General features: G+C 67.9%; 9 protein-coding genes. 5 read left to right on the forward strand and 4 right to left on the reverse strand.

Features of this window, described 5'->3' with window-relative positions:
• Nucleotides 1-17: 17 nt before the first annotated feature.
• From FEI13_RS13015 to FEI13_RS13030, 4 genes are read right to left on the reverse strand one after another with little or no spacing between them, the layout of a single operon-like run.
• Nucleotides 18-1,124, reverse strand: a complete 1,107-nt coding sequence (locus FEI13_RS13015) for an ABC transporter substrate-binding protein (protein ID WP_240036518.1) — start codon at nucleotides 1,122-1,124, stop codon at nucleotides 18-20.
• Entirely contained in the window at nucleotides 1,121-2,494 is a 1,374-nt protein-coding gene (locus tag FEI13_RS13020; protein ID WP_138181948.1) for a sensor histidine kinase, read from the reverse strand. Before FEI13_RS13020 ends, FEI13_RS13015 begins: the two co-directional genes overlap by 4 nt.
• Complete coding sequence (locus FEI13_RS13025; protein ID WP_138181949.1) at nucleotides 2,491-3,153, reverse strand: response regulator transcription factor; 663 nt, start codon at nucleotides 3,151-3,153, stop codon at nucleotides 2,491-2,493. The genes FEI13_RS13020 and FEI13_RS13025 overlap by 4 nt, the downstream gene beginning before the upstream one ends.
• Nucleotides 3,150-3,764 carry a helix-turn-helix domain-containing protein gene (locus FEI13_RS13030; protein WP_138181950.1) on the reverse strand — a complete coding sequence of 205 codons (615 nt, stop codon included), beginning with the start codon at nucleotides 3,762-3,764 and terminating at the stop codon, nucleotides 3,150-3,152. The genes FEI13_RS13025 and FEI13_RS13030 overlap by 4 nt, the downstream gene beginning before the upstream one ends.
• Nucleotides 3,765-3,997: 233 nt before the next feature.
• Here FEI13_RS13030 and FEI13_RS13035 point away from each other — a divergent pair, with 233 nt between their 5' ends.
• The 5 genes from FEI13_RS13035 to urtB all read left to right on the forward strand — a co-directional run bounded on the left by FEI13_RS13035 (nucleotide 3,998) and on the right by urtB (nucleotide 10,487).
• The gene (locus FEI13_RS13035; protein WP_138181951.1) at nucleotides 3,998-4,984 is read left to right on the forward strand and encodes a Bug family tripartite tricarboxylate transporter substrate binding protein; all 987 of its coding nucleotides are present in this window, start codon (nucleotides 3,998-4,000) and stop codon (nucleotides 4,982-4,984) included.
• Entirely contained in the window at nucleotides 4,984-5,436 is a 453-nt protein-coding gene (locus FEI13_RS13040; protein ID WP_138181952.1) for a tripartite tricarboxylate transporter TctB family protein, read from the forward strand. Before FEI13_RS13035 ends, FEI13_RS13040 begins: the two co-directional genes overlap by 1 nt.
• The gene (locus tag FEI13_RS13045; RefSeq protein ID WP_138181964.1) at nucleotides 5,436-6,962 is read left to right on the forward strand and encodes a tripartite tricarboxylate transporter permease; all 1,527 of its coding nucleotides are present in this window, start codon (nucleotides 5,436-5,438) and stop codon (nucleotides 6,960-6,962) included. The genes FEI13_RS13040 and FEI13_RS13045 overlap by 1 nt, the downstream gene beginning before the upstream one ends.
• Before the next feature lie 343 nt (nucleotides 6,963-7,305).
• Nucleotides 7,306-8,625, forward strand: a complete 1,320-nt coding sequence (urtA, locus tag FEI13_RS13050; protein WP_138181953.1) for an urea ABC transporter substrate-binding protein — start codon at nucleotides 7,306-7,308, stop codon at nucleotides 8,623-8,625.
• A 260-nt stretch (nucleotides 8,626-8,885) separates the two neighbouring features.
• The gene (gene urtB / locus FEI13_RS13055; RefSeq protein WP_138181954.1) at nucleotides 8,886-10,487 is read left to right on the forward strand and encodes an urea ABC transporter permease subunit UrtB; all 1,602 of its coding nucleotides are present in this window, start codon (nucleotides 8,886-8,888) and stop codon (nucleotides 10,485-10,487) included.
• Nucleotides 10,488-10,565: the final 78 nt, after the last annotated feature.

Genomic DNA, 10,565 nt, shown 5'->3' on the forward strand with positions numbered 1-10,565 from the left:
CGCTCTGAAACGACCGCTCAGCGGCGCTCCCGGCGCGTGAATTCGCGTCGCCAGCGCGTCAATAGCGCCTCTCGCTTGAGATCGTCCAGGGTCGCCAGCAGGCCGGGGCCCAGGGTGATGGGGCGCAGCGCCTCGCCGCGCTGCCGTCGCAGTGCGGCCGCCGTGCCCGGCCCCTCGAGCGAGGGGTGAATGGCACCCAGCGGCGTGTCTCGCGCCAGCACCTCCTGCCCTCTCTCGCCGATCAGGTAGTCGAGAAAGCGCCGGGCCGCCTCGGGGTGAGGCGCCTGGCGCGGTATCAGGGCCAGGCGCTGGGTGACCAGCGTGTAGTCCTCCGGCACCACGATCTTGAGCTGCGGGTGGTCGGCCAGGCGTTCCTGGGCGTAACTGCCCAGCAGGTTGTAGCCCACCAGATAGCGCCCCTCGATCAATCCCTCCAGCATCTCTCCGGTGGTCTCCGCCAGGGCGGCCTCGGCCTTGCCCAGTGCCGCCACCAGCTCCCAGTAGCGCGGCGAGAGCCGTGACTCCTCGATGGCATAGGTATAGCCCGCGCCGCTGATGGCCGGGTCATAGGTCACCACGCGGCCGCGCAGCGACTCGCCCCGGCGTTCCAGCAACGTCAGCAGGTCGGCGTGGCTGCGAACCTCGCCGAAGCGCTCGATGATCGCCTCGTTGACCACCATCACGATGGGCTCGAAGGTGACGGCGAAGAGTTCGCGGCGCCAGCGGGCCCAGGCCGGCCAGCGCCTGGCCGCCGGCGTGTCAAGCGGCTGCGCCTGGCCATCGTTGGCCAGGCGGTACTGCCAGGGCATGGCCGAGGAGATCAGCACGTCGGCTTCCGCGGGCGCCTGGAGGAAGCGCTCATGCAGGACCAGGGTGGTCAGGTTGCGGTAGTGCAGGGCGATATGGGGGTGGTCGCGGTGAAAGGCGTCCAGCAGCGGCCGTACCTGGGGCAGGTCCAGGGCGCCATGGATCACCAGCGGTGAGGCGGCGTCGCCATTCGGCGTGGCGGGGTAGCGCAGACTCTGTGTGGCGTGGGTCGTGAAGGGGAGCGCCAGCAGCAACGCGATCAGGCAGCGCCCGGCAAGGCGAGAGAACGGGGTCATCGAGGTGCGTCGGGGGCTCATGGCGTGTCTCCAGAAAAGACCAGCGTCACGCGAAGCCCGGCGCCGCCCGGCCCTGCGGACATCACGAGACGCGCGCCGTGCGTGCGGGCGATGCCGTCGACGATGGCGAGCCCTAACCCGGAGCCCTCCAGGTCGTCGCGATCGCGGTGGAAGGGGCGCAGCATCAGTAGCCGACGGGCAGGGGGGATTCCCGGGCCGTCGTCCTCGACGGCGAGGCTCGGCGGCCGGTCGCCGACCCGGATCGTGACGTGTCGTGCCCCATAGCGACGGGCGTTGTCGATCAGGTTGCCGAGCGCCTCGGCGAGCTGCCAGTCGATGCCCGGGATCTCGACGTCGGCCGCCACGGTCTCCACGCCGAGATCGACCCCCGCCCGGTGGCAGGCCGACCAGTGCTCGCGCACCGCCTCCCGGGCGAGGGCGTTGAGCGACAGCGGCGTGAGTTCGGGGCGATATTCGGGGTTGGCCAGCCGGGTCAGCGACAGCAGCTGCATCGCCAGTCGCGCGGTGCGGCTGCTGGTGGCCTGCATGGCGACCAGGGCCTCCCGCCAGCGGGCCGGGTCGTCCTGGCGCAGGGCCAGCTCGGCGCGGGCCGACAGCCCCGCCAGCGGCGTGCGCAGCTGGTGCGAGGCATCGCCGATGAAGCGTTCCTGGTTGGCACGCACCCGACGCATCCGGGCCAGCAGCTCGTTGACGGTATCGCGCAGCTCGGCGAGCTCGCGCGGCAGGCGAAGCTCCAGGGGGGCGAGGGTACGCGGATCGCGGCTGCGGATCGCCCGGCGCAGGCGGGTCAGCGGGGCCAGGGCGGTGCGGATCGCCAGCAGCAGCGCGACGATCGCCAGCGCCGCCATGGCCAGGATCATCGCCAGGTTGGCCCGCCACAGCTCGGCGGCCAGGGCGTCGCGCCCTTCGCGACTGTGGGCGACACGCACCTCGAAGGGCTCACGCAGCTGCCACTCCTCGAGGCGGGTGCGTCGCACCCCCTGGCGCAGCGACAGGCCCTGCCAGGCGATGTCGCGGTAGAGCAGGGTGTCGTCGTCCGACACCGCCTCGCGGTCATCCCCCGGCAGCTCGGCGTTGCCGGTGATCATGCGGCCGCGGCGGTCGACCAGGCTATAGAACACCCGTTCCTCGGCATCGGTGGCCAGCATCTCCAGCGCCGCCGGCGGCAGGTCGAGCCACAGGCGGTCGTCCTGCCACTGCACCTGCTCGGCGATGGCCAGGGAGGCGGCCTCGAGCAGGCGGTCGAAGGCGCGATCGGCGGTGCGTCGCGCCTCGAACCAGGCCTGCAGCAGCATCAGGCTGCCCAGTACCAGCAGCGGCAGCAGCAGCCAGGCCAGCAGGCGGCGAGAGAGGCTGTCGCCGCGCGTCACTGGGCCTCCAGGAGGTAACCCAGGCCGCGCACCGTGCGCAGGGCCACGCCGCCATCGCCGAGCCGTTTGCGCAGCCGATGCACATAGACCTCGATGGCGTTGTCGCCCATGGCGTCGCCCTGAAACGCCTCCTCGGCGAGCCGGGCCTTGTCCACCGGCGTGCCGGCATGGTGCATCAGGCAGGCGAGCAGGCGCTGCTCCCGGGGCGGCAGGGTGAGCGGCTCGCCCTGGAGGGTGAAGCGCTGCTGCCGGGTGTCGAACGTGAGGGGCCCCACGGTCAGTTCGACGGCGGGGCTGCGGCGCCTGAGCAGGGCGCGCACGCGAGCCTCGAGCTCGTCGAGGGCGAAGGGCTTAGCCAGGTAGTCGTCGGCGCCCAGGTCGAGGCCCCGCACCCGGTCCTCCACGGCGCCGCGGGCGGTGAGGATCAACACGGGGGTGGCACGGTCATGGTCACGCAGGGCCTTCAGCACCTGAAGCCCGGTGCAGCCCGGCAGGTTCAGGTCGAGCAGCACCAGTGACACGCCGTGCCCGGGCACCGCCAGGCGCTCACGCGCCGCGCTGCCGTCATCGAGGTGGCAGACCTCGTGGCCCTCCAGGCGCAGGGTCTCGGCCAGCGTCTCGGCGAGCAGGGCATCGTCCTCCACCAGCAGCAGCGTCATGGCCCCGACTCCGTTGAGCCCTTTCCCGATTCGGCGGACAGTCTCGCCACGGCATGCGCCAGCGCCGCCCTGGCGCGGCGCGTATCCAGGCGCCCGGCCGGGCCCGAGAGGGCCAGCCAACGCGGCGGTTCGAGGGCGTCGCCGGGCAGCGCCTGGCACACCATGGTCCCGCCGGGCAGCGCCGGGCGCGGATCGTGTTCCTCCGTCATCGCCCAGCGGTCGCCGGGGTGCAGGTCATGGCGCAGGGCGGTCTCGGGCAGCGTCACCAGGCGACACTCCGCCATGCCGTCCTCCACCTCGAGCAGGGTCGCGGTCTCGCCGGACTCGCTCGCCAGGCGGGCCAGCAGGGGCTGGATACGCCTCGCCAGATGCCGGCCGGGAAGGTGCCGACGCGCCAGGCGCACCGGGGCATGGCCGAGGTGCCAGCGGCCATGAGCATCGCGCTGCACATAGTCGAAGCGGGCCAGCGAGCCCAGCAGGCGCAGCAGCGTGCTCTTGTAGAAGCCGGTGGCCTGGGCCAGCTCGGCCAGGGAGAAGTATTCCTGCGCGGAGTCGAAGGCCTCGAGCACGGTCAGTGCGCGCTCCACGGCCTCGACGCGGTCCTGTGCCATCTGCGGATCGAGCCTCCGTTATGTCTTTCGCCTTGGTGGTATGGAACCTCGGCGGCCTTGAACTTTGGTCGCAATCGGGCGCCGCGGCGTTGACGCTCCATGAGCTCAAGCCTACCTTTCTGTCCTGAGGAACGATGTTCTGCCTTACAGAATTGTAAGGAAGGCCGACAGGTTCCGCAAGCCGATCATCACATAATGACTTCACAAGCCCGATGTCAGGAGGAACGCCCGCCATGAACCTCAAGCGACCCGTCCAGCTGGTAGCGATCACTGCCCTCGCCACCACCGCCGCAACCGCCTTCGCCTTCGAGCCCGAGGGCAAGGTCGAGTGCCTGGCACCCGCCGATCCGGGGGGCGGCTGGGACTTCACCTGCCGCAGCGTGGGGAAGGTGATGGAAGATCTGGATATCGTGCCGCGCAGCGTGCAGACCATCAACATGGCCGGCGCCGGCGGCGGGGTGGCCTATGCGCACACCGTCAGCAAGCGGGCCGGCGATGAGCAGCTGCTGGTCGCCGCTTCCACCGCGACCACCACGCGCCTGGCCCAGGGCCAGTTTCCGGGCATGACCGCCGACATGGTCAATTGGATCGGTGCGCTGGGCGCGGACTATGGCGTGATCGGCGTATCCGTGGACTCCGAATACGATGACCTGCCCGAGCTGATGGAGGCCCTCAAGGAAGACCCGCGCAGCGTCAAGTTTGCCGGTGGCAGCGCCAAGGGCGGCTGGGATCACCTCAAGGTCCTGATCGCCGCTCAGGCGGCCGAGGTCGACGAGCTGCCGCGCATTCCCTACCTCTCCTATAACAATGGCGGTGAGGCTCTGACCCAGGTGATCGGTGGCCACGTCGATGCCTTCACCGGCGACATCACCGAGGCCCAGGGCTTCATGGAGTCCGGTGACCTCCGGGTACTGGCAATACTGTCCGATGAGCGCCTGCCCGGCGATTACAGCGATATCCCCACCGCCAAGGAGCAAGGCATCGATGCCGTCGGCCCCAACTGGCGTGGCTTCTACATGCCGGCCGACATCTCCGACGAGGCGAAGCAGTACTGGGTGGACGCCATGGATACCATCTACGCCAGCCAGGAGTGGAAGGACGTCATGACCAACAATGGCCTGATGCCTTTCCACATGAGCGCCGGTGAGTTCGAGACCTTCGTCAAGGACCAGATCGATGATATCGAGCAGCTCTCCAAGGACATCGGGTTGATTCAGTAATGACCTTCAATGATCGCATCTTCGGAATACTGATGATCGTCCTGGCCGTCGCGTACGGCTGGGGCACCACTCAGTTCAACGAACCCTTCGGCGGGACCGAGGCCGTCGGTCCCGAAACGTTTCCACGACTGCTGGCCGCCGTTCTGGCCCTTTCCAGCCTGTACATGATCGTGCGGCCAGACCCCGATAACGCCTGGCCCTGGAGCCGCACCGGCATCGAGCTGATCGTCGCCGTGGTCGTGCTGATCCTCTACGCCGCGCTGCTGCAACCGCTCGGCTTCATCATCAGCACGACCCTGGCCGTGGGCACCCTGTGCTGGCGGATGGGGTCTCGCCCGGTCAAGGCCTATGCCACCGGGGCAATATCCGGTGTGGTGGTGTATCTGGTGTTCAACTTCGCCCTCGACCTGGCGTTGCCGCTGGGCCTGCTGTCGTTCCTGGAGGTGAGTTGATGGAAACGCTTGGCTTCTTGATGGACGGGTTCGGCGTCGCCCTGGCACCGCACAACCTGATGTTCGCCTTGCTCGGCGCCTTCCTGGGCACCCTGATCGGGGCGCTACCGGGACTGGGTCCGGCCAATGGCGTGGCGATCCTGATCCCGCTGGCCTTCACCCTGGGGCTCGCCCCGGAAACCGCGATGATCATGCTGACCTCGGTCTATGCCGGCGCCATGTATGGCGGGCGCATTTCCTCGATCCTGCTCAACATTCCCGGTGACGAGCCGGCCATGATGACCTGCCTGGACGGCTATCCTATGGCCCAGCAGGGCAAGGCCTCCGAGGCCCTGGCCATCTCCGCCGTGGCCTCCTTCATCGGCAGCCTGATCGCCACCATCGGCCTGATCCTGCTGGCGCCGCTGCTGGCCGACTTCGCCTTGACCTTCGGGCCGGCCGAGTACTTCGCGCTCTTCCTGCTGGCGTTCGCCACCCTGGGCGGCATCACCGGCAAGAACCCCATGAAGACCTTGGTGGCCGCGGCCATCGGCCTGATGATCGCCACCGTCGGCATCGACAACACCGGCGTGCAGCGTTACACCTTCGGCGTGCTGGAGCTCTACGAGGGCGTGGATTTCATCATCGCCATCGTCGGGCTGTTTGCCATCTCGGAGCTGTTGTTCTTCATCGAGGAAAAGGCCGGTGGCGGCAAGGAAAAGATGGCCGTCAACAAGCTCACGCTGAAATGGAAGGACATCCGCAACATTCTGCCGTCGAGCATTCGGGGCGGGGTGCTGGGTTTCATCGCCGGCGTGCTGCCGGGCGCAGGGGCCTCCCTGGGTAGCTTCATCGGCTACACCCTCGAGAAGAAGGTGATCGGCAAGAAGGGCTACTTCGGACAGGGCGACCCGCGCGGTGTGGCCGGGCCAGAGGCGGGCAACAACGGCGCCTCCAGCGGGGCGCTGGTGCCCATGCTGACGCTGGGCGTGCCGGGCAGCGGCACCACCGCCGTGCTGCTGGCGCTGCTGATCTCGCTGAACATCACGCCGGGCCCGCTGATGTTCACCCAGAACGCCGACATCGTCTGGGGGGTGATCGCCGCACTGCTGATCGGCAACTTCCTGCTGCTGATCCTGAACATTCCGCTGGTCGGGATCTTCGTCAAGCTGCTCTCGGTGCCGCCGATGTATCTGTTGCCGGTCGTCACCATGATCGCCTTCGTGGGGATCTACTCGATCAGCAACACCACCTTCGATCTCTACTTCATGGTGGCCTTCGGGGTGGGCGGCTACGTCCTGCGCAAGCTGGAGATCCCGCTGGTGCCGGTGATCCTCGGCCTGCTGCTGGGGCCGGAGATGGAGAAGAACCTGCGCCACGCCATGGACATCGCCGACGGCGACTGGACCATCCTGTGGGACAGTGGGCTTGCCATCGGCCTGTGGGTGTTCGCCGGCCTGGGGCTGATCCTGCCCTACATCGTCGGCCCGCTCCTGCGCCGCCGCATGAAGGTCACCACCGGCACGGGAGGCCCGGAGGGCGACTGAGCACCCAAGCGTCTCCTGCCCACCCTTCACGTTATGTGCGTTCCACGGGGGCGCCGGCTAGGCCGGCGCCCCCGTGTCGTGTCCGACCGCCGCGCATCATCGTGGTGCGTTGCACCATGGTGTCGGGCGATGAGGGAGCAGCAGGGCGGGCGCCTGCTCCCGGAAGGCGCCCGACGGCGCATGCCGTCCCTTGTTGAGGTTCTTCCAATAGACTGATTTGCCGAGCAAAACGCGGCAGCCTGTCGAAGTGGCACACCCCTTGCGATGACATGCCAGAGGCATTGTTCGCGATGTCCTCCTGCGCTGGACACATCGACAACAACATCGCTCGCAAGGAGTTTCCATGATTCCGTCATTCGCTTCCCGTTCTCCCCGCTGGCTGGCCGCGTCCCTCCTGAGCCTGGGGGTGGCCGTTCCCGCCATGGCCCAGGAAGACCCGATCAAGGTCGGCATCCTGCACTCGCTCTCCGGCACCATGGCCATCAGCGAGACGGTGCTCAAGGACACCGTCGAGATGCTCATCGAACAGCAGAACGCCGACGGCGGCCTGCTGGGTCGCCAGCTGGAGGCCGTGGTGGTGGACCCGGCCTCGGACTGGCCGCTGTTCGCCGAGAAGGCCCGCGAACTGCTGGCCCAGGAGGAGGTCGATGTGATCTTCGGCAACTGGACCTCGGTATCACGCAAGTCCGTGTTGCCGGTGGTCGAGGAGCTCAACGGCCTGCTCTTCTATCCGGTGCAGTACGAAGGGGAGGAGTCCTCGGAGAATGTCTTCTACACCGGGGCCGCGCCCAACCAGCAGGCGATCCCCGCCGTGAACTACCTGATGAATAACATCGGTGTGGAACGCTGGGTGCTGGCCGGCACGGATTATGTGTATCCGCGCACCACCAACAAGATCCTCGATGCCTACCTCAAGTCGCATGGCGTGGCTGACGCCGACATCATGATCAACTACACCCCCTTCGGTCATTCCGACTGGCAGAACATCGTCTCCGAGATCAAGGCGTTCGGCAGCGAGGGCAAGAAGACCGCGGTGGTCTCCACCATCAACGGTGACGCCAACGTGCCCTTCTATCGCGAACTGGGCAACCAGGGCATCGACGCCGCCGACATCCCGGTGGTGGCCTTCTCGGTGGGCGAGCAGGAGCTCACGGGCATCGACACCGCACCGCTGGTCGGCCATCTCGCCGCCTGGAACTACTTCATGAGCGTCGACACCGACGCCAACTACGACTTCATCGACGCCTGGATCGAGTACACCGGCGATGACATGGCGGTGACCAACGATCCCATGGAGGCCCATTACATCGGCTTCAACATGTGGGCCGAGGCGGTACGCAAGGCCGGCACCACCGAGGTCGATGAGGTCAAGGACGCCATCATCGGCGTCAGCGTGCCCAATCTCACCGGTGGCTATGCGGCGATGATGCCCAACCACCACATCACCAAGCCGGTGCTGATCGGCGAGATCCAGGATAACGGCCAGTTCTCCATCGTCTGGGAGACCCCCTCCACCGTGGCCGGCGATGCCTGGTCCGACTACCTGGAAGGCTCCAAGGACCTGATCAGCGACTGGCGCAAGCCCATGGAGTGCGGCAACTACAACGTGGTGCGCGGCAGCTGCGGCGGCAGCCAGGCCGCGGAAGAGGCACCCGCAGAATAAACCTCGCCGACGTTCCACCGGGCCGGCCGCTCGCCAGGGCTATCGCGGATAGCGATATCGCTCGGGGCTGTTCCGTCGACAAGCCTGCGAGGAGGCGCTGTGAATACCTCCCTGTACGCTACCGACGCCATCCCTGGCGTAGGACCTCCTCTTCGGCTTGTCCCCGGCGCCCCTCGCTGTGGGCTGCAGCGATGGCCCTGGCACGCGCCGGCCCGGTTGACCGAGATACGCCATCTCTCCACTTTTTACAGGACGCGCCCATGAGGATGCTCCCACGCTGCCTGTCGGGCCTGCTGTGCCTCTGCCTGCTGCTCGGCCTCTCGCTGGCCGCCCAGGCGCAGGACGATCCCGGCCAGGCCCTGCTCGAACCCCTCGATACCGCCTCCTATACCGACAAGGGCGAGGCCATCGAGGCCATCATCGACAGCGGCGACCCGCGCAGCCGCCGCTGGCTGGAGGCCCTGCTCGGCGGCAAGCTGCAGCGCCACAAGGAGACCGGCCAGTTCGTGGTGGTGCTCGAGAACCGGGGCCGCCACTGGCCGGTGGTCGATGCCCTGACCGGCGAGGACCTCGGCGAGATGTCGCGCCGCGAGCTCGACCGCATCGGCATCAACAATGCGCTGCGCGGCCAGCTGCAGAGTGCCCTGGCGGTGCTCGACCTGCGGGTGGATGACGTCGGCGCCCGCCGCGAGGCCGCCCGCGACCTGCTGGGGCAGGTCGATGAGGCCATGGTGGCGCCGCTCGAGGGCGTGCTCGAGGATGAAGGGGACGCCGAGGTCGCCCGCCTGCTCGCCCAGGGGCTGGCGATCCATCGCCTCGAGCAGGGCCAGGTGGCGGCGGTCGAGGCGCTGGCCGGCAGCCTCAACGGCGAGGCCCGGGCGGCCCTGAGTTCGGCGGCGCGCAGCGACGATCCTGCGCTCGCCCAGGCCGCGAACGTAGCGCTCGCCGACATCGAGCAGAAGCTCAGGCTCAACCGGGGCCTGGAGACCCTCTACTTCGGCCTGTCGCTGGGCTCGGTGCTGGTGCTGGCGGCCATCGGCCTGGCCATCACCTTCGGGGTGATGGGGGTCATCAACATGGCCCACGGCGAGCTGATGATGCTCGGCGCCTACACCACCTGGGCGATGCAGCAGCTGCTGCCCGGCCAGCCCGGCCTGGCGCTGCTGCTGGCGATTCCCGCCGGCTTCCTGGTGGCGGCGTTGGCCGGCATCGCCATCGAGCGCGGGGTCATCCAGTTCCTCAAGGGCCGCCCGCTGGAGACCCTGCTGGCCACCTTCGGCGTCAGCCTGATCCTCCAGCAGCTGGTGCGCACCGTGATCTCGCCGCTCAACCGCACCGTGGTCAGCCCGGAGTGGATGAGTGGCTCGCTGATGATCAACGAGGGCCTGTCGCTGACCTTGAACCGCCTCTTTGTGCTGGGCTTCGCGCTGCTGGTGTTCGCCGGCCTTTGGCTGGTGATGCGCCGCACACGCCTGGGGCTCGAGGTGCGGGCGGTGACCCAGAATCGCGCCATGGCACGCTCCATGGGCATCCGGGCGACCCGCGTGGACATCATGACCTTCGCCCTGGGGTCGGGCGTGGCGGGACTCGCCGGCGTGGCGCTCTCCCAGCTGACCAACGTCGGGCCCAACCTCGGCCAGAACTACATCATCGACTCCTTCATGGTGGTGGTGTTCGGCGGCGTCGGAAACCTCTGGGGTACCCTCGTGGCCGGGCTCTCGCTGGGGGTGATCAACCAGGTCCTCGAGCCCTGGGCCGGCGCCGTGCTGGCCAAGATCCTGGTGCTCGTCTTCATCATCCTGTTCATCCAGAAGCGCCCCCGCGGACTCTTTCCGCAGAAGGGCCGGGCGGCGGAGGGCTGATCCTGACGGATCCCCACGAAATAGCCAGAAGAATCAGAAGGATATAATTGAAAAGGCCTGCATGGATTGGCATGTTGT

The organism is Halomonas urmiana (genome assembly GCF_005780185.1).
In the GTDB taxonomy this organism is placed as follows: Bacteria; Pseudomonadota; Gammaproteobacteria; order Pseudomonadales; family Halomonadaceae; genus Halomonas; species Halomonas urmiana.

Bases quoted from the DNA above. Each gene is read 5' to 3' on its own strand.
- FEI13_RS13040 (WP_138181952.1), top strand. From the start codon at position 4,984: ATGACCTTCAATGATCGCATCTTCGGAATACTGATGATCGTCCTGGCC.
- urtB (WP_138181954.1), top strand. From the start codon at position 8,886: ATGAGGATGCTCCCACGCTGCCTGTCGGGCCTGCTGTGCCTCTGCCTG.
- FEI13_RS13015 (WP_240036518.1), bottom strand. From the start codon at position 1,124: ATGAGCCCCCGACGCACCTCGATGACCCCGTTCTCTCGCCTTGCCGGG.
- FEI13_RS13045 (WP_138181964.1), top strand. From the start codon at position 5,436: ATGGAAACGCTTGGCTTCTTGATGGACGGGTTCGGCGTCGCCCTGGCA.
- FEI13_RS13035 (WP_138181951.1), top strand. From the start codon at position 3,998: ATGAACCTCAAGCGACCCGTCCAGCTGGTAGCGATCACTGCCCTCGCC.
- FEI13_RS13030 (WP_138181950.1), bottom strand. From the start codon at position 3,764: ATGGCACAGGACCGCGTCGAGGCCGTGGAGCGCGCACTGACCGTGCTC.
- urtA (WP_138181953.1), top strand. From the start codon at position 7,306: ATGATTCCGTCATTCGCTTCCCGTTCTCCCCGCTGGCTGGCCGCGTCC.
- FEI13_RS13025 (WP_138181949.1), bottom strand. From the start codon at position 3,153: ATGACGCTGCTGCTGGTGGAGGACGATGCCCTGCTCGCCGAGACGCTG.